13 protein-coding genes are annotated in these 18961 nt (G+C 74.8%); 9 read left to right on the top strand and 4 right to left on the bottom strand.

Annotated elements, in window-relative coordinates:
* Nucleotides 1-28: 28 nt before the first annotated feature.
* The 5 genes from AOM46_RS29910 to AOM46_RS29890 are packed head-to-tail and all read left to right on the top strand — an operon-like array spanning nucleotide 29 to nucleotide 6849.
* Nucleotides 29-880: a glycosyltransferase family 2 protein gene (locus AOM46_RS29910; protein ID WP_067226714.1), complete on the top strand. Its 852-nt coding sequence runs from the start codon at nucleotides 29-31 to the stop codon at nucleotides 878-880.
* 53 nt (nucleotides 881-933) lie between these two features.
* Entirely contained in the window at nucleotides 934-3261 is a 2328-nt protein-coding gene (locus tag AOM46_RS29905) for a glycosyltransferase (protein WP_062217588.1), read from the top strand.
* Nucleotides 3258-4565: a lipopolysaccharide biosynthesis protein gene (locus AOM46_RS29900; protein ID WP_158920784.1), complete on the top strand. Its 1308-nt coding sequence runs from the start codon at nucleotides 3258-3260 to the stop codon at nucleotides 4563-4565. The genes AOM46_RS29905 and AOM46_RS29900 overlap by 4 nt, the downstream gene beginning before the upstream one ends.
* Entirely contained in the window at nucleotides 4562-5605 is a 1044-nt protein-coding gene (locus tag AOM46_RS29895; protein WP_062217581.1) for a glycosyltransferase, read from the top strand. Before AOM46_RS29900 ends, AOM46_RS29895 begins: the two co-directional genes overlap by 4 nt.
* Entirely contained in the window at nucleotides 5602-6849 is a 1248-nt protein-coding gene (locus tag AOM46_RS29890; protein WP_062217578.1) for a glycosyltransferase, read from the top strand. Before AOM46_RS29895 ends, AOM46_RS29890 begins: the two co-directional genes overlap by 4 nt.
* Here AOM46_RS29890 and AOM46_RS29885 read toward each other — a convergent pair.
* The 3 genes from AOM46_RS29885 to AOM46_RS29875 all read right to left on the bottom strand — a co-directional run bounded on the left by AOM46_RS29885 (nucleotide 6810) and on the right by AOM46_RS29875 (nucleotide 11255).
* Nucleotides 6810-8003: a 4-hydroxybenzoate 3-monooxygenase gene (locus tag AOM46_RS29885; protein WP_062217576.1), complete on the bottom strand. Its 1194-nt coding sequence runs from the start codon at nucleotides 8001-8003 to the stop codon at nucleotides 6810-6812. The genes AOM46_RS29890 and AOM46_RS29885 overlap by 40 nt on opposite strands.
* 64 nt (nucleotides 8004-8067) lie before the next feature.
* Nucleotides 8068-8700 (bottom strand): hypothetical protein, encoded by a 633-nt coding sequence (locus tag AOM46_RS29880; protein ID WP_062217572.1) that lies wholly within the window; start codon nucleotides 8698-8700, stop codon nucleotides 8068-8070.
* On the bottom strand, nucleotides 8697-11255 hold the full coding sequence (locus AOM46_RS29875; RefSeq protein ID WP_062217569.1) for an AMP-binding protein: 2559 nt from the start codon (nucleotides 11253-11255) through the stop codon (nucleotides 8697-8699). The genes AOM46_RS29880 and AOM46_RS29875 overlap by 4 nt, the downstream gene beginning before the upstream one ends.
* A gap of 244 nt (nucleotides 11256-11499) precedes the next feature.
* On the opposite strand from AOM46_RS29875, the gene AOM46_RS29870 reads away from it, so the two are divergent.
* Both AOM46_RS29870 and AOM46_RS29865 read left to right on the top strand, forming a co-directional pair.
* Nucleotides 11500-13566 carry a YncE family protein gene (locus AOM46_RS29870; RefSeq protein ID WP_158920781.1) on the top strand — a complete coding sequence of 689 codons (2067 nt, stop codon included), beginning with the start codon at nucleotides 11500-11502 and terminating at the stop codon, nucleotides 13564-13566.
* Between the two features lie 109 nt (nucleotides 13567-13675).
* A complete protein-coding gene (locus AOM46_RS29865) occupies nucleotides 13676-14908 on the top strand; it encodes an enterochelin esterase domain-containing protein (protein WP_062217562.1) in 1233 nt (410 codons plus the stop codon).
* Nucleotides 14909-14917: 9 nt separating this feature from the next.
* Here AOM46_RS29865 and AOM46_RS29860 read toward each other — a convergent pair whose 3' ends face one another.
* On the bottom strand, nucleotides 14918-17170 hold the full coding sequence (locus tag AOM46_RS29860; protein WP_158920778.1) for a hypothetical protein: 2253 nt from the start codon (nucleotides 17168-17170) through the stop codon (nucleotides 14918-14920).
* A gap of 88 nt (nucleotides 17171-17258) precedes the next feature.
* On the opposite strand from AOM46_RS29860, the gene AOM46_RS29855 reads away from it, so the two are divergent.
* Nucleotides 17259-18083 (top strand): family 16 glycosylhydrolase, encoded by an 825-nt coding sequence (locus AOM46_RS29855; protein ID WP_062217554.1) that lies wholly within the window; start codon nucleotides 17259-17261, stop codon nucleotides 18081-18083.
* A 68-nt stretch (nucleotides 18084-18151) separates the two neighbouring features.
* The gene (locus AOM46_RS29850; protein WP_062217551.1) at nucleotides 18152-18958 is read left to right on the top strand and encodes a 2,3-dihydro-2,3-dihydroxybenzoate dehydrogenase; all 807 of its coding nucleotides are present in this window, start codon (nucleotides 18152-18154) and stop codon (nucleotides 18956-18958) included.
* The last annotated feature ends 3 nt before the right edge of the window (nucleotides 18959-18961 follow it).

Genomic DNA, 18961 nt, shown 5'->3' with positions numbered 1-18961 from the left:
CTTCGGACTCCCGAGCCACGGAGGCACCGTGCAGCACCCCCACGTCGGGTCGTACGTCCCGACGGTCAGCGTCATCGTCCCCGCGTACAACGAGGCCAGAAATCTGGAAGTCGTCCTGCCCACCCTGCCGCCGGTCCACGAGGTCATCGTGGTCGACGGCGGCTCAGCCGATGACACCGTCGAGACGGTGCGCCGGGTGATGCCGACCGCACGGCTCGTACAGCAGACCCGCAAGGGCAAGGGCAACGCCCTCGCCTGCGGGTTCGAGGCCGCCACCGGCGACATCCTGGTGATGTTCGACGCCGACGGATCCGCCGACCCGGGGGAGATCGAACCGATGGTCGCCACCCTCGTCGCCGGCGCCGATGTCGCCAAGGGGTCGCGCCACCTGCCGGACGGCGGGAGCGAGGACCTCACCGTGGTGCGCGGCCTCGGCAACCGGGCGCTCACCGTCGCCGTCAACACGCTCTACCGCACCCGCTACACCGACCTCTGCTACGGCTACAACGCCTTCTGGCGCGATGTCCTGGTCTACCTGGACCTGCCCGACACCACGCTGCCACCGGAGGAGACCCCCTGGGGAGACGGGTTCGAGATAGAGACCGTCATCAACTGCCGTATCGCGGCCGCCTCCCTCACGGTCACCGAGGTGCCGAGCGTCGAACGCTGCCGCATCCACGGCGAGTCCAATCTGCACGCCGTCCGCGACGGGCTGCGGGTGCTGCGCACCATCCTCCGCGAGCGGTTCCGGCTGCGCGCCCTCAGGACCGCCGCCGCCGACCGACACCGCGCGCACCGCGTCCGGCTGCGGGCGCTGCGCGCCACCGACCGCGCCGTCGCCGTGTCCGCCCCCGCCACGCTCACCGAGGTGGCGCCCTGACCGGCCAGCGCCCGACGCCGCGGCCCAGCGGCGTCGGGCGCGCCACCGACCGGATGGCCGTCGTCATCTGCGCCTACACCCAAGCGCGTTGGGCGGCGCTCGGCGAGGCCGTCGAGGCCGTCCGCGCACAGCTCGACGACGGGGACGAACTCGTCCTGGTGATCGACCACGAGGAGGGACTGCTGGCCCGGGCCAGACAGCGCTGGCCCGCCGAACGCGTCGTGCCGAGCGAGGGCAACCCCGGGCTGTCCGGGGCCCGCAACACCGGGGTGCGGCACAGCACCGCGGAACTGGTGGCCTTCCTGGACGACGACGCGGTGCCGCGCCCCGGCTGGCTCGCCGCGCTGCGCCGCCGACTGGCGCCGGCCGCCGGGGAGTCGGCCGAGGGGCCGGTCGGCATGGTCGGCGGCGCGGTCGTCGCCGACTGGCAGTGCGCTCCGCCGCGCTGGTTCCCCGAGGAGCTGGGCTGGGTCGTCGGCTGCGACTACCGGGGCCTGCCGGGCGACGGCGACCCGATCCGCAACCCCATCGGAGCGAGCATGGCCGCCACCCGGCACGCGCTGGAATCCGCCGGCCCGTTCTCCGAGGGCCTGGGGCGCACCGCCCAACTGCCCGCCGGATGCGAGGAGACGGAGCTGGCGATCCGCCTCCGCGACGCCCTGCCCGACATCCGCGTGGTGCGCGACACCACCGCCGTCGTGGACCACAAGGTCCCCGCCGAACGGGCCACCGTCCGCTATCTGGTGCGCAGATGCTGGCACGAGGGGCTTTCCAAGGCGGCCCTGACCAGGGCCGTCGGCGCGGCCGGCGCGCTGCGCAGCGAACGGGCGCACGCGCTGCGGATGGTGACCGGCGGCACCGCCCGCCATCTCCTCGCGGTGCTGCGCGGCGACCCCTGGGGCCCGCTGCGGGCCGGCGTCGGACTGCTCGGCCTCGGCACCACGGCCGCCGGCTATGCCACCGGCACGGCGCGCCTGCGCCGCGCCCCTCAGGAACCGCCGCCGCCCGACGACTTCACCCCGCTGCGCCCGGCCGACCTCGATCTCGACCCGGACCCCGACGCCCCCCTGGCGCCGCTCCCGGTCCCCGAACAGGGCCGCGCCCATCTGCTGCTGCGCCGGCGCGGCTGGCCCCTCGCCCAGCTCCGCCTCGACGCGCTGCCGCCCCGTCCGGACCGCGACCAGTGGCTGGCCGCCGTCCACCGGGCCCGCCCCGACCTGACCGACCAACCCGAGGGACCCGACGAACCGGACGAACCGGATGAACCAGCGCCGGCCGCGCGGGCGGCGGACGGGATCTCCGTCGTCCTCGCCACCCTCGGCCGCACCCCGCTGCTGCCCCGCGCCGTGGCCGCGCTGCTCGACCAGGAGGGGCCGCTCGGCGAGCTGATCGTCGTCGACAACGACCCCGAGGGCGGCGGCGTCGCCCGGCTGCTGGCCGAGGTGGTCGACCCCCGGCTGCGGGTGGTGCCCGAGCCACGGCGCGGCGCCTCCCGGGCGCGCTCCACCGGGCTGCGCCATGTGCGCTCCCCGCTGGTCGCGTTCACCGACGACGACGCGCTGCCCGACCCGGACTGGACACGGCACACCGTCGACACCTTCGCCTGCGACCCGACGATCCGGTGCGTCACCGGGCTGGTCGTCCCCGCCGAACTGCTCACCCCGGCCCAGGTGTGGTTCGAGGAAGCGGGCGGCTTCGAGAAGGGCTACCGGCTCGCCGTCTGGGCCCCCGGCGGCGCCGACGCCCCGCTGCGCTCGGCCCTCGACCGGCTGGCCCGCTCCGCCGGCTCGCCCGAGCCGGCCGTCACCGGCCACCGGGGCGCCGCCTTCCCCTACACCGCCGGCGAGTTCGGCTCCGGCAACTCGATGGCGTTCCGCACCGAGACGCTGCGCGCCCTCGGCGGCTTCGACCCCGCGCTCGGCCCCGGCACCCCCACCCTCGGCGGCGAGGACCTGGACGTCTTCCGCGCCGTCTACCTCGACGGCGGCACGGTCGTCTACAACCCGCGCGTCCTCGTCCGCCACCACCACCGGCGCGACTACGCCGAACTCTCCCGCCAGATGTACGGATACGGCGCCGGGCTCACCGCCCATGTCACCAAGCTGGCCCTGACCGGGCCGCGCCATCTGCCCCGGCTGCTGGCCCGCGCGCCCGCCTCCGCCCGGATGCTGCTGGCCCCCGGATCCACCAAGAACGCCGGCAAATCACCCGCGTTCCCCGCCGCGCTCGGCCGCACCGAGCTGCGCGGCATCGTCGCGGGCCCATGGACTTATCTGCGCTCCCGCCGGGCCCTCGGACGCAGCCGGCGGTGGGTCGAACGGTCCGCCGTCAGGGGAGAGGACCGGCGACACGTCCCACACGAAGGGAAACCCGCCTCGTGACCCGAAGCGCGCCCGGCATGGGAGTCAACGCCCTCGCCCTGATGGTGAGTTCGGCACTCACCGGGGTGTTGGGGCTGGTCTACTGGGGCCTCGCCGAACGGTACTTCGCGACGGAGACGGTGGGCCGCGCCTCCGCCACCGTCACCACCGCCACCCTCCTCGGCACCCTGGCCTGCCTCTCCCTGGGCGGCAGCTACGAGCGGTTCCTCGCCGGATCCGGCGGCCGGACCCGGCAGCACATCGTCGCCGGCCTGGCCCTGGTCGGCGGCGTCGGGGTGCTGCTGGGCACCGTGTTCGTCGCGGTCGGCCAGGCCGACCGGCTGGTGGACGACCCGGCGCAGCGCTGGGTGTTCCCCGGGATCGTCGCCGCCTTCGCGCTCTACGCGCTGGTCGACCCGGTGTGCACCGGCCTGGGCCGCGCGACCTGGGCCGCCACCAAGAACATCGTCACCGCCGTGGTCAAACTCGCCCCCGTGGTGCTGCTGGCCGGCTCGGGCGCGCTGGCGCTCAGCGGATCCTGGGCCGTGGTCGCCGCCGCGGCCGCGCTCACCACCGTGGTCGCCGCGCTGCGTTCCCGCACCGTGCGGGAACGCGCCGGCGCCCCGACCCTGCCGCCGCCGCGCGAGCTACTGGCCTTCCAGGGCGCCTCGTTCACGCTGATGATCGTGGCCCTCGCCGTGCCGATGGTGCTGCCCCTGCTGGTGCTGGCCCGACTGGGGGCCAGCCAGAACGCCTATTTCAACCTGGCGTGGTCGCTGTGCACCGCCGTGGGCACCCTGTACGCGGCGGTGATGTCGTCCTATGTGGCGGCGGCCTCCCAGGAACCGCGCCAGGTCCCGCCCCTCACCCGCCGGCTGGTGCGGCTGGTCGCCGCCGTCGGCGCCGTCGGCGGCCTCGGCCTGGCCGGCGCCGGCCCGTTCCTGCTCCACCTGGTCTCACCCGCCTACGCGTCCGCCGCCACCACGCTGCTGCTGCTGATGGCGGTGGCGTTCGCCCTGCAGGGCGTGGTCTTCCTCTACGGCACGCTCAGCCGGATCGTCCGCCGCCAACGCCTGGCCGTCGCCGTCCAGTGCGCCTCGGCTGTCGGCATCACCGCCGGCGCGCTGTGGGCCGTGCCCCGCTGGGGGCTGACCGGCGTCGGCGTCGTCTACCTCGTCGTCGAAGGCGCCTGCGCGCTGCTCCTGGCCGCGCCCTGTCTGCGGCTGTACCGCGAACTCACCGGGCCGGCGGAGGACCTGCCGGCGACGGTGGGCGCCACCGTCGACGAGGCCAGGGCCGCCACCCCGACAGGAGGCGAACGATGAGCGCCGCCAACCGACCCGCCCCCAGCGTCGGGGTGGTCGTGCCGCTGTACCGGGTGGAACGCTTTGTCGCCGACACCGTAGCCGCCCTCGCCGCGCAGACCGTCCGCCCCGACCGGGTCGTCCTGGTGGACGACCGGGGCGGCGACCGGTCCGTCGCGGTCGCGCTGGACGCCGCCCGCGCACACGGACTGCCCGTGACCCTGATCACCCATCCGCGCAACCGTGGCCTCTCCGCCGCCCGCAACACCGGACTGGACGCCCTGGACACCGATCTGGTGTGGTTCTGCGACTCCGACGACACCGCCGACCCCCGGTTCGTCGAACTGCTGCGCGCGGCGATCGTCGAGCACGACGCGGCACTGGCCGTCGCCCGCACCGCGCTGGTCACCCGCGAAGGACGGCGCACCGGCGTCGTCGAACCGTCCTCCCCCGAACCGGCCTGCCCGGGCGAGGAGTACGCCCGCCGCATCCTGGTCAACGAGGCCAGGGGATACGCCTGCAACAAACTGGTGCGCCGCGATCTGCTGGACGGCGTCCGCTTCCCCGAGGGCATGGCCTACGAGGACCTTCCGGTGCTGCTGCGGCTGGCCCTGCGCACCAGGACCGTGGCGCTGGTGGACGAGCCGCTGTACCACTACACCACCAACGAGGCGTCCCTCTCCCGCCGCTTCGGCCCGCACACCCTCGACCTGTTCGCCCAGGAGGCCCTGGTGCGCGCCGAGTTGACGCGCGCCGGACTGCTGGGCGACGACCGCGCGGGGCGCTGGCGGAGCACCTACACCCGCTACCGCTACGACGGGGTGCTGCTGCCCGTCGCCAATATGGCGCTGCGCTCCCTCGCGGCGGCGCGCGGCAGCGCCGACGGCGTGCCAGACGGCCTCCGGCAGGACGTGGGGGCCGCCGTGCGGCTCGCCCGCCGGTCGGTACGGGCCCGGGAGTTGGCGGCGCTGTGGCGGGCCGGCGCCCGCCGCGCCGCCGTCGCCGGCGCCGTGCTGGCGCTGACGCCACGCGGCTACGCCGCCGTGCTGGAACGCCGATGACGGGCCGGGACCTCGCGCCCGGGGTGCCCGGCGCGCCCGGGGTGGTGCTGGTCGCCGACACCCTCGGCGTGCTGGGCGGGGTGCAGCGGTTTGTCGCGGCCCTGGCGCGTGGCCTCGCGGCGCGCGGCCTGGACGTGGTGTGCGTGGAGATCGAGGGCCGGGGCGCCTTCCACCCCGGCGCCCCCGCCGGCGACGTGCCGGTGCTGACCGTCGACCCCGGCGGCCGTCGGCTGCTGCCCTACGAGCCGGTGACGGTCTGGCAGCGGGCCAAGCTCGCCGCCCGGGGGCCGGCCGCCTGGCGCGCGCTGCGCCATCGGGACGCGGTGGCCCGCCGGTTGGGGCGGCTGTTGGCGCGCTTCCCCGGGGCCACCGTGGTCTTCACCCAGCTGCGGGCCGCCGAGTACGGGCTCGCCGGCCTGCGGCGGGTCGCGCGGGCGGACCGGCCGCGGCTGCTGGTGCAGTACCACGGCTCGTTCGACGCCGCCCTGGCCGGCGGCGACCTGGCTCGGACCCGCCGGCTGCTGCGGGGCGTCGAGGAGCTGCTGGTCCTCAACGACGGCGACGCGGACGCGTTCGCCCGCGCCCTGGGGCGCCGACCGGCGGTGCAGCGCAACCCGGTGGATGTGCGCGGCCTGGTCGCCGCCAGCGGCCCGGCCGGGCGGACGAGGGACCGCCGCGTCGTGGTGGGCGCCCGCTACGACCCGGAGAAGGATCTGGACGTACTGCTGCGGGCCTGGGCCCTGGCGGTGCCCGAACGGCCCGGCTGGCGGCTGGAGATCTACGGCGAGGGCCCCCGACACGCGGCGCTCGACCGGCTGGTGGCGGAGCTGGGCGTCGGCGACAGCGTGCTGCTGGCCGGCCCCACCGACGACTACCCGGGACGACTGCGCCGGGCCGCGCTGTCCGCCCTGTCCTCCCGGCACGAGGGCATGGGCCTGGTGCTGGCCGAGGCCGCCGCCTGCGCGGTGCCCTCGGTCACCACGGACGCGGGGCCCGGGGTGCGGGAGGTCGTCGAACACGGCGTCACGGGCCTGGTCTGCCCGGTCGGCGAGGCGCCGGCGCTGGCCGCCGCGCTCGGCGCGCTGATGGACGACCAGGGCCGCCGGGCGGCGATGGGGCGGGCCGCGCGCGAGCGGGTCGCCCGCTTCGACCAGGAGGCGGTGTTCGACCAGTGGTGCCTGCGGCTGGGCGGCCGGCCGCCCGGTCAGCCCTCCCAGCCGCAGGCGAAGGGCAGACCGGTGTAGTTCTCCGCGAACGTCGTGGCCGCCGCCACCGAGCCGGTCACCTCGCGCAGCCGGGCGAGTTGGAGGCCCGCCTCGAAGGCGTCGCCCTCGATCCGGTGCAGCATCGTCGTCATCCACCAGGAGAAGTGGGCGGCCCGCCACACCCGGCCCAGGGCGTCCTCGGTGTACCGCTCGAACGCCGTGGCGTCCCCGCGTCGGAGCAGGGCCGCCACCGCCCGGGAGAGGACCACCACATCGCCCACCGCGAGGTTCAGGCCCTTGGCGCCGGTCGGCGGGACGATATGGGCCGCGTCCCCGGCCAGCAGCAGCCGGCCGTGCCGCATCCGGTCCATGACCAGACCGCGCAGCGGCGCCACCGCGCGTTCGATGATCGGCCCCTCGGCGAGGCGCACCCGGGGGCTCTCCAAGCGCCGGCGGAGCCGGCTCCACACCTCGGCGTCGGACAGATCGGACACCGAGGTGCCGGCCGGGACCTGCAGGTACTGCCGGGTGATCCGGGGGGTGCGCATCGAGTGCAGCGCGAACCCCTCCGGGTGGCGGGCGTAGACGAGTTCGTCGCTGGCCGGCGCGCACTCGGCGAGTATCCCGTACCAGGCGATGTCGTGGGAGCGGGTGGCCGGCCTGGCGTCGGGCACGGCGGACCGGCTCACCCCGTGCGAGCCGTCGGCGCCGACGACCACCTCGCAGCGCAACTCGTGCCGCACCCCCGCGTGTTCGTAGCTCACCACCGGGCCGTCGGTCAGTTCGTCGAGCCGCACCTCGGACACCTCGAAGACGATCCGCTGCCCGCCGGCCTCGTGCGCCGCCAACAGGTCCTTGGCGATCTCCTGTTGCCCGTAGACGGTCACCCGGCGGCCGGTGAGCGCGGCCAGGTCGATCCGGTGCAGCTCGCCCTCGAACGCCAGTTGGACGCCGTCGTGGGTCATCGACTCGCGCGCCAGACGCTCGCCGAGCCCCACCTCGTGCAGCAGGTCCACCACCGGCTGCTCCAGGATGCCGGCCCGCACCCGGCCCAGGATGTAGGACCGGCTGCGGGCCTCCACCACGACCGATTCGATGCCCTGGAGCCGCAGCAGATGCGCCGCGAGCAGCCCTGCGGGTCCCGCGCCGACGATGGCGACCTCGGTACGGGCGTGACGGACGGGTGTGCGCACGGCGGATCTCCTCGGGTGCGGTGGACGGGGGGTGCCCGCTGGTCGGGCCCCGGCGGACGGGGGGTCAGAAGAGGCCGGGGTCGAACCACTCGGTGAAGACCGCGAGCGGAGCGCCCCCGGGCACCAGCCGCATCACATAGTCCCGGGCCGGAACGCGCCGCGACGGCGAGCCGGCCGTCGGCAGGTGCCGGGCCCGCTCGCCGGCCGGCCGCAGCCCCCAGCGCAGCAGCACCCGGGTCACGGAGACCGAGTGCGCGCGCAGGGTGCGGCCGATCGGCTCGTCGGTGGTGGCCAGCCGGCGGGCGACGCCCGGCGGCAGCCGGTCCAGGACGGCGACCACCGCCGACGCCCCGTGCACCGTGCCCGCCTCGTCGACCAGCAGGATCTCCCGCACCAGAAGGCGCTCGTGGTCGCCGGGATCGAGATGGTGGTGGGCGACGCGGGCGCACTCGCCGACATCGTGCGGCACGATCCCGGTATAGGCCGGATCCGCCGGGGCCAGTGCCTCAAGCCCGTCGGCCATGTCCCACACCCAGTGTGCCAGGACCCGCACGGTGATGGGGCTTCCGGTCAGCACTTCGAGTGAGGTGGTGGTCAACCCGTCGCCGCGCAGCACGAGTTGGGCGACCCGCCCCAGACCGGGGATGGCGTCGGTCGCCGGCGCGGCGTGGTCGGCCCGCGCCGTCGGGGCGGTCATCGCCCCGTCACCGCGCGGACCCGGGCCACGACATCGGCGAGATACGGGGGCTTGAGCATCCCCACATGATCGCTCGGGACCTCCACGATCTCGTGCGGCCCGGTGAGCACGGCGTCCCACCAGGCCGGGGAGTCCAGGTTCTCCAACGAGCGGAAGACCACGGCGGGACCGTCCCAGGGGCGGGGCCGGTGGAAGCGGGTCAGCCGGGCGCCGTGCTGGAAGAAGACCTCACGCTGGACCCGTGGCCGGTAGGGCAGCAGGCCGGCACCCAGCAACCGGCCCCGGGTCGCCCAGCGTTCACCCGCGGTCTGGTTCCGGAAGCCGGGCACGCGCACCGTCGGGGCCGCGTCGCCCGACCGGACGGCGACACTCGGCGGCAGGATGGTGTCGAGGATGACCAGCGGCGGATCGGGCGCGCCCGCCGCCCGCAGCCGGTGCGCCACCTCCAGGGCGAACAGGCCGCCCAGCGAGTGCCCCACCAGCGCGGCGGGCTCCGTCGCCGCCGGGCCGATGGCCCGCATCAGCCGCAGATAGCGGCGGGCGGTCGCGCCGACCGTCCAGTCGGGCACCCCACGGTTCTCGAAGCCGTTCACGGCGAACGCGTGCACCGGGACGTCGTCGCCGAGCGCGGCGGCGAACCCGGCGAACAGCGCCGGCGATCCGCCGGCCCCGGAGAAGCACAGCACCGCCGGGCCGCTGCCCCGGCGCAGCCGCGCCACCGGCGCCCCGGCCCGCATCCGCCGGGCGGGGCCTGCCGGGGCGCCGGAGCGCTCGGCGACCAGGGCGGCGAACTCGCGGAGGGTGGGCCGCTCGGCGAGGTCGATGGGCAGCAGGGACACGCCCAGCCGCTCCCCGACGACCGTCAGCATCTCCTCCACCGCCAGCGAGTCCCCACCGAGCAGCGGGAAGGACGACTCGCGGCCCACCGGAACGTCGAGGACGGTCGACCACACCTCGGCCAGCTCCGCCTCCCACTGGTCGGCGGGCGGCGTCGGCTCCGGCAGCGGGGGCGGTTCGGGCAGCGCGCCCCGGTCGAGCTTCCCCCGTTCGGTGCGCGGCAGTTCGGCGAGCAGCAGGATCTGGCCCGGCATCATCCAGTCCGGCAGCGAGCGCCGCAGCCGGTGGCGGAGCGCCGCCACCGAGGGGGTGCGGCGCCGCCCGTCGGGCACCGCGTAGGCGACCAGCCGGGTCCCCGACCCCTCCCCCCAGGCGGCGACCGCGGCGTCGGTGATCTCCGGGACGGCGCGCAACGCGGCCTCGATCTCGGCCGGTTCGACCAGATAGCCACGGATCTTGACGGCATGGTCGGCACGCCCCGCGAGCAGCAGCGACCCGTCGGGCGCGAACCGCCCCACGTCCCCGGTGCGGAACGCGACGGTCCGCCCCTCCAGGGGACGGAAGCGTTCCGCCGTCGCGGCCTCCTCGTCCCAGTAGCCGGTGGCCAGAAACGCCGAACGGACCTCCACGGCGCCGGGTTCGCCCGGGGCGACGGGGGTGCCGTCCTCGTCGACCAGGACCACCACCTTGCTCGGCACCACCTGCCCGACCGGCAACAGCCGGTCCGGGACCGGCTCTTCGGGGGCGATGAAGTGGAACGCGAGATGGCCGATCTCGGAGGCCCCCAGCCACGAACCGAACGTGGCGCGGGGCAGGTACTCCCGCGCGCCGGCGACATCACGTCCGTGGACGGCCTCGCCGCAGGTGGTGAGGAGCCGCACCGTCGGATACGTCCCGTCCAGCGTCCCGACGACCGAGCGCAGCAGCGAGGGCGTGGTGTGCAGCGTGGTGACACCACGCTCCCGCAGCCAGTCGCCGAAGCCGCGCAGGCCCTGTGCGCGCGGATCGCGCAGCTGGGCCGTCGCGCCGTTGAGCAGCGCCATGAACAGGGTCTCCTGCCCGGCGGCGAACGCGATCGGCAGCACCACGGCGACCTGGTCCTCCGGGCCGACGGCGAACGCGCGCCCCGAGATCGCCGCGCCGTTGACCACGGTGTCGTGGCTGTGCACCACGCCCTTGGGGCGACCGGTCGAGCCCGAGGTGAAGACGATCGACGCGGGGGCGTCCCCACCCGGCACGGGACCGGCATCGTCGCCCCCCGTTCCGGTCGGCGCCTCGGCGGTCCCCAGGACCTGGCAGCGCGTCGGGTCGACGAGGCCGACGGCCCGGTCGTGGAGGGTCCCTTCGGTGATCAGCAGGTCGGCGCCGGTCGCGGCGAGGATCCGGCGCAGCCGTTCGTCGGGCAGCAGCGGATCGAGCAGCACGGCCGCGCGCCCGGCCCACAGGGTCGCCAGAAAACCCACCACCGCGTGCCGGTTCTGCGGCGCCAGCACGGCGACCGGCGCCGTCCCCCCTGGCTTCGGCTCGCGCACCGCCCGCGCCAACAGCAGGGCACGTTCCCGCAGTTCGGCGTAGGTCAGCGCGCCGTCGTCGTCCCGCAGGGCGATGGCGGTGGGGCGGGCCAGCGCCACGGCGCGCAGCCGCCCGACGACGGAACGGTCGGCGACGCCCGGCGCGAGCTCCGCCAGGGCGACGTTGTCAACGGCCTGGTGTGACACGGGTCTCCCGTTCGAGAGGTGAGAACTTAGGTAAGGCTTGGCTAAGTTAGCATCACCTTAGCGAGTGCGGTCGTAGGCCGGCGACGTGATGTTCGGCCTGCCCCCGTAGGGCCAGGGTTAGGTGAAAGACCGTAGGAATCCGTAACAAACAGCAGGAAAAACCGTAAAACCCCCGGGTAGTTCCGGGGAACCTCAGAAAAGAGGCCAACCTATGTGGACACCCTCCCTATCGGAGGAGTGGCGGATGAGACAGCGGACGGCCCGAAGAGCGACAGCGGTGATGGCGGGAGGGCTGACCCTGGCACTCGCGCTCGGTGGCGGCACCAGCGCCGTCGCCGCGGAGGGGAGCGCGGAGAACTACCACTTCGAGACAGTCAGCGCGCCGATCGCCGAAGGGCTCTACCAGTCCGCCTATTCCGAGCGGAACGACGTGCTCTGGGTGACCTCGGCCGTGGGCCGACCCCCCATCCAGCAGTCGGAGTTGCTGAAGGTCGATCCGGACACCCTGGAGGTGTTGCAGCGCATCACCCCGCCGGAGCTGGGCTCCGGGGCGGACGCGCGGGTGGAGGCCGTCTACGGCGTGGCCGTCGACGATGTCCACAACACCGTCTGGGTGACCACCACCCGTGAGGACGGCGTGGCGGTGTACGACCAGGAGACGGGGGAGCATCTCGCCTCGCAGCGGGGCGCCGCCCTCCACTCCCGGGATGTCGCCGTCGACGCGGAGCGCGGCTTCGCGTATGTCAGCGAGGCCCAGGCCGGCGGTGGCATCGTCAAGTTCGACACCGAGACCTTCGAACCCGTCGAACGGATACCCCTGCGGCAGGCGACCCAGCCGATGGCCCTGGAGCTGGTGGCGGACGAGGACACCTCGTTGCTCTACACCACCGATCTCGCCTCCGGTGAGATCTTCGTCCTCGACAACATCGACAGGTCGTGGACGTCGATCCCCACCGACCGGGCGGGCGCAGGTGCCTCCGGTATCGCGGTCGACCCCGAGCGTGAGCGCGCGTACGTCGCCAACCAGGCGTCGAACGACATCACCGTGGTCGATCTGCGGAACGGGACGGTGCTGCGCGACGTGCCGGGGCCGCAGGGGCTGCTCAACAGCGCCTTCGACGCCGAACACGATCTGGTGTTCTCCACCGAGTTCCACGGCGACGCGGTGAACGTGATCGACGCGACCACCGGCGAGTACCTCACCGAGGTGCCCGTCGGGATCTTCCCCAACCATGTGACCGTGGCCAAGGGGAACGCGTATGTCACCGGCCGCGCCGCCTCGTTCGGTGGCGAGGGCGATATCGACGAGCTGCACCTGATCTCCGTGGAAGCGGGGGACGGGGGCGGCGACCCGGGGGAACCCGGCGAGCCGGGGGAACCCGGCGAACCGGGTGAACCGGGGGAGCCCGGCGAGCCCGGGGAGCCCACGGTGCCCGCGCCCAAGCCCGAGGGGGCGAGCGTCACCTTCGACACGGAGGTCGCCGCCGGCTCCACGGTGCTGGTCTCGGGATCGGGGTTCACCCCGGGCCAGCGGCTCGCGGTGAAGATGGACCAGAACGCCTACGGACTGCTCCGTGGCGATCAGGGCGACGGGCAGCTCCACCCGGAGGGCGGACCGCGGATCGTCGTCGACGAGGACGGCACGTTCACGGACGAGCCGGTGGCCGTGCCGGAGACGGACGTGGTGGGGCAACCCACCACGGACGGCTGGCATATCCTCCACTTCCTCGACTCCGAGCCGCCGACCACCGTGTGGATCCCGTTCAAGGTGACGGTCGGTGACCCCACCGATCCCACCGACCCGACGGACCCCACGGACCCGACCGATCCCACGGAGCCGGGAGCCACCACGGGTGAGGTGGACGTCACCGTCCAGGTGCCCAGGAGCGAGGGCCTGGTCCTCGCGCTCGACGACCAGTCCGGGGTCGACCTCGGTCGCGCCGAGCTGGCGCCGTCGATCGACGCCCTCGTGGCACGGGGTCAGCTGCCGGTGGTCACGGTCACCGACGTGCGGACCACCGACCCGGGGTGGAGCCTCGCCGGCAAGGTCTCGGCCTTCGAGAGCGACTCCGCCAGCTTCTCCGGCTCGTACCTGGGCTGGACGCCGGAGGTGCTGACCACCGGCGACGGGCAGCGGGTCACCCCGGGTGAGGCGCTCACCGGCGATCTCGACCAGGGCGCGGTCCTGGCGCGGTCGGCGGCGGGGCAGGGACGTGGCACGGCCCAGGTCGGCGCCGGTCTCGAACTCCGGGCCCCGACGACCACCCCGTCCGGTCACTACACCGCGGTCCTCACGCTCACCCTGAGCTGAGTGCCGACGGTTTCACCAGTTCCAACCGTTTCAACCGTTTCACCTGTTCCGACGGCAGGGCGGGTTCTCCCGCCCTGCCGTCTCCCTTCGTCCGCACAGGAACCCACCGATGCCGAACGCGCGCCAGCCCAGGACCCCGCCCAAGGTGCCGAGGCCGACCCCCGCCCCACGGACGGCGGGCCCTGCCGTCGAACGGCTCCGGCACGACCTCGCCGCCGCCGACCCCGGGGACCGCCGGGCGGTGCTCGAACGCTTCCGCCGGACGACCGCGCGCACCACCCCGCTGGTGGAGCCGGTCGACGGCAGCCCCGGCGAGGCGGTGGTCACCTTCCTCTGGTGGGACGCCACCGCGGAGCGGGTGCTGCTGTTCGTCAACCGCCTCACCGACGAACGACGCCTGGACGACAGCCTCATGGCACGGCTGCCCGGCACCGACCTGTGGCATCTGTCCTACCGAATGCCCGTCACCTGGCGCGCGTCCTACGCGCTTCTGCCGCACGCCGACACCGGTCCGCCGCCCTGGCGTGTCGGCGACCAGGCGGCGCTGCGGCAGGCACTCGACCGGGGCCGCACCGACCCGCACAACCCGGCCAGCTGCCAAAACCGGGCCGGACGCGTCCAGTCCGTGGTCGCGTTGGACCAGGCCCCCGCCCAACGCTGGCTCGCGCCCCGACCCGGGGTGGCGCGCGGTCGGCTCACCGAACGTCCGGGGCCGGACGGGCGCCGCGTCTGGGTGTACGAGCCGGCCGGCCTCGATCCGGCCGAGCCGGGCGATCTGCTGGTGGTCCTCGACGGCGACGTGTGGACCACCACCCAGGACCTGCCGACGACGCTCGACAACCTGCGCCACGACCGCGCGATCCGCCCGCTGCGGGCCCTGCTGGTCGACTCGGGCGACCGGGCCAGCCGCTGGCGTGACCTCGCCGACGGCGGGGCGGCGGCGTCTGTCGCCGGCGAACTGCTGGACTGGGCCCGCCGGGAGCACCCCGTCCCCGACACCCCGTCAGCCGTGACCGTCGCCGGCCAGTCGCTCGGCGGGCTCACCGCGCTGAACACGGTCGTCCGCCACCCCGACCGGGTGGGCGCCGCGATCAGCCAGTCCGCCTCGCTGTGGCAGGGCGACCCCACCACCGACGCGGCGGTGCGCCGGCTCGACGGCGTCCGCGCCTGGGTCGAGGTCGGCACCGAGGAGTGGATCCTGCACCCGCCCCACCGCCCGATGGTGGACCGGCTCGCCGCGCTCGGCGCCGACGTGGCGTATGTCGAGTACACCGGCGGGCACGACTACGCCTGCTGGCGCGGCGGCATCGCCGACGGACTGCGCCACCTCCACCCGGCATAGGCGCCCGGCTCAGGGGCCGCTGTCGGGGCGCCAGAGCGCGGCCGGCGTCCCGACCGACCCCGCCGGCACATAGCGGAACACCTCCACGTCGTCCTCGCTCCACACCGGCTCCCAGTCCGGGTCGTCGCGCAGCGCCTCGTGCAGCGCGCGCAGGTCACGGGCGAACGTGGGGTCCTCGTACGCGGCGGTGGTGTAGGTGTTCGCGGCGAACAGGGCGAACGTCGGGGCAGGACGGGGCTCGACGGCCTCGTTCACCACCGTCACCATCGCCTCGCCGCGCGCCCCTTCGTCCTCCGTCTCGCGCGCCTCGGCGAGTTCGTCCTGGTCGACGCCGGTCAGCAGCGGCAGGTCGGCGTCCCAGGCCGTCACCACCCGGGGCACATAGCCGCCGGCCGCGCGGGTGGGCCAGCCACCGCCGGCGGCGGCGAAGTACGCCTGGCCCGGCACCTCGTCGAGCAGTACCCGGGTGACCTCCACCTGGGCGGCGCTGATCCGGTTGGGGAACCACGCGGTGAAGTAGGACTGCGCCGCCAGCCCCGTCCACCCCAGCAGCGCCGCCGCCGCGACGGCCGGCGCCGCGAGCGCGCGCCAGCCGGGCCGGGACCTCCCGGCCCGGCGCGCTCCGGCGCCGAGCAGCCCGGTGACGGCGGGGGCGAGCACCACCGCCATCCCCGCGGTCGCGAACAGGAAGACCCGCAGCACCGCCTCGCCGCCGTAGTTCTGCGCCAGCAGCAACCCGAAGGGGGAGAGGGCCAGCACACCCGGCACCAGCACGGTGCCCCGCCGCCGGAACGCCCGCACCGCCAGCACCACGACGGCCGGCAGCCACACGGCCAACGCCGTGGCGCGGAACACCAGTTGGCCGGTGGCCCGCTCGTCGCTGCCGGGCGCGGCCGCATTGGTGCGGGTGTTGTTCAGGGGGCTGTCGGAGGAGAGCACCCCGTAGGACTCGACGATGTCCCAGTGGGCGACGAGATACGGCACGGCGACGGCCAGGCCCAGCCAGAACACCCGCCCCGGCACCCGCCCCAGGAACGCCAGCAGCGCCAGCACCCCCAACACCCAGTAGGGGGTGAGCTGATGCATCGGCACCAGGGCGGCGAAACACGCCACCGCCAGCCAGGGCGCCGCCCGACGGGTGGACGGCTGGAGGGCGAGCGCCAGGGTCACGATCCCCAGGAACAGCGCGACCGTCTGCGGCGCGAAGTAGTCCTGGCCCACCCAGCTCACCGCCTCCGCCAGGAAGGCCGCGACCAGCACGGCCGGGCCACGCAGCCCCAACGACCGGGCCAGCGCGGCCACCGCCAGCGCCAACAGCACATGCGCGAGGGGTGTGATGGCGTGCGCCAGGCCGACCATGCCCAGCCCCGTCGTCTCCGCCAGCCAGGCCGTCAGCGCGAAGAACGTGGGCCAGGAGTGGTAGAGATCCGCCTCCGGGACCAGGGTGCCCAGGGAGGCGATGGCCTCCGAGACGCCGACATGCTTGTAGGTCCACGGATAGAAGGGGACCTCGCTCGCCAGGGCGGGAACCGCGCGCAGCAGCGCGATCAGCACCCCCAGCGCGGCGACCGCCCGCAGGGTCGCGGAACGTCCGCCGCCCCCCGTCAACTCCCGCACGGCGAGGGCGAACACGAGCACGGTCGCGGCGATGGCGCCGGGATAGAACCAGGGGGCGGCGGCCAGCAGTCCGTAGGTGGTCGGCTCCGCGTCCCGCAGGGCGGGGAGCGCGCCGAGGCCGCAGGACAGGGCCAGCGCGAGCAGCCCCCACCCCACGGCGGCCCGTGGCCCGGGGGCGCGCGTCCGCCACCGCACGCCGGGCGCCTCCTCGCCGGCCGGGACGTCGGCCCGGGCCGACGCCAGGCCCCGCGCCACCGCCGCGAGCAGACAGCCGACGATCACCACGACCGACCACGGCTCGGGCGCCCACACCCCGAGCCACAGGGTGAGGGTCGACACCGCCGACAGGGCCACCACGCCCACGGCCGGCACCGCGGCCAGCCTCACCACCCGGGGCAGCGCGCCCGGTGGGCAGAGCAGCAACCCCGGCACGGCGAGCCAGAAGGCCGTGAGGACGACGGCCCGGAGAGCCGGTGGCGGCCCGGGGGCGAGCAGCGCGAGCAGCGCCGTCACGGTCAGGGCGGCGGCCACCGTCGGTTCGCGGAACGGCGGTTCGGCGAGCCGGCGCCCCCACGGGGCGCGGGGGCCCGCCGGGCGGCGATCCGGAGCGGTGGAAGGAGCGGAGGGAACCAACACACTGGGCACGCATGTAAGGTTAGCCTAACCTCAGTAAGCGTCGGGCCGGTTGTGGACGCCGACCTGACAAGAGGCGATCGGGGAGGAGTGTTCGACCGTGAAGTCCCGTGCGAGGCTGGTGGGTTGGCTGCTCGCCCTGACGGTGGTGGGCGCGGGCGTCGTCGCGCTCTCCGACGGCGCCGGAGAGTCGGGCGGCGGGAGGTCGGGGGGCGACGCGACCGTCGCCCCGGGGCCGGACGCCGACCTCGACGGATGGGATCTCGTCTTCACCGACGACTTCGACCGCGACCAACTGGGCGACGGCTGGAGCCCGTACAGCGGACAGCCGGGCGGCGACCCCTACAGCTGGTGGGACCCCTCGCATGTGGAGACGCGGGACGGCAACCTGGTGCTGGCCGGCTATCAGGAGGAGGGCCGCTGGGTCACCGGCGGCGTCTCCCACTGGCCCGTGACGCGGACCTACGGCCGCTGGGAGGTGCGGTTCCGCGCCGATCCGAGCGACGAGATCACCTATCACTTCCTCCTCTGGCCCGAACGCGAGGCCTGGCCGCCGGAGATCGACTTCATCGAGGACTTCGGCGGCCCCCGCAGGGGCGGCTCCGCCTTTGTGCACTACGTGGACGAGCGCGGCGAGCGGGGGCAGATCGAACGCTCCCTGGCGGACGTGGACTTCACCGACTGGCGCACCGTGGCCGTGGAGTGGACCCCGGGCGAGATCGCCTTTCTGGTGGACGGCGAGGTCTGGAGCACGGTGGAGGGGGACGAGGTCCCGGACGAGCCCATGTGGCTGGCGCTGCAGTCCCAGGCGGGCGGCTGCGAGCGCAGCGCCGAATGGGGCTTCCCGCGCTGCCCGCAGGCGGGCGTGCCGGAACGGGCCGACGTGGAGATCGACTGGGTCGCCGTCTGGGCGCCCGCACCCTGACGGGGTGACGGACACCCCCCGAGTGTCTTAGGTTAGCCTTACCTAAGCAAGGAGGGGGTGTGTCCGAAATGCGGGTACCGCGTGGCGAGTTCGAGGGACGCGTGGCGCTGGTCACCGGCGCGGCGCAGGGGATCGGCGCCGCCGTGGCCAAGACGCTCGCCGACCTCGGCGCCGCCGTCGCCGCGACCGACCGCGCCACCGACCGCCTCACGGACACCGTCGCGGCCCTCACCACCGACCCGGCGAGCGCCACCCGGGCACCCACCGTCCGGCCCTATCCGCTGGACGTCACCGACACACGCGCCGTGACCGCGACCGTCGCACGCGTCGAACGCGAACTCGGCCCCGTCGACGTGCTGGTCAACGTCGCGGGCGTGCTGCGCACCGGACCGGCCCTCGACATCACCGACCAGGACTGGGCCGAGACGCTCGCCGTCAACACCACCGGCCTCCTCCACCTGGCCCGCGCCGTCGTCCCCGGCATGACCCGCCGCGGCGCGGGCGCCGTCGTCACCGTCGCCTCCAACGCCGCCGGCGTACCCCGCGTCGGCATGAGCGCCTACGCGGCCTCCAAGGCCGCCGCCGTCATGTTCACCAAATGCCTGGGCCTTGAGGTCGCCGCGCACGGCGTCCGCTGCAACGTGGTCTGCCCGGGATCCACCGACACCCCCATGCAACGCGTGCTGTGGCAGGGACCCGACGGCCCACGGCGCGTCATCGACGGAGACCTCGCCGCCCACCGCACCGGCATCCCCCTGGGCCGCATCGCCCAACCCGTGGACGTGGCCGAGACGGTGGCCTTCCTCGCCTCCGACCGGGCCCGCCACATCACCATGCAGGACATCTACGTCGACGGCGGCGCCACCCTCAGGTGACAC

The sequence above is a fragment of the Streptomyces sp. NBRC 109706 genome, assembly GCF_000974485.1.
GTDB lineage: Bacteria > Actinomycetota > Actinomycetes > Streptomycetales > Streptomycetaceae > Streptomyces.
The sequence above is the reverse complement of the archived record's forward strand: the minus strand, read 5'-3'. Positions and strand labels throughout refer to the sequence as shown.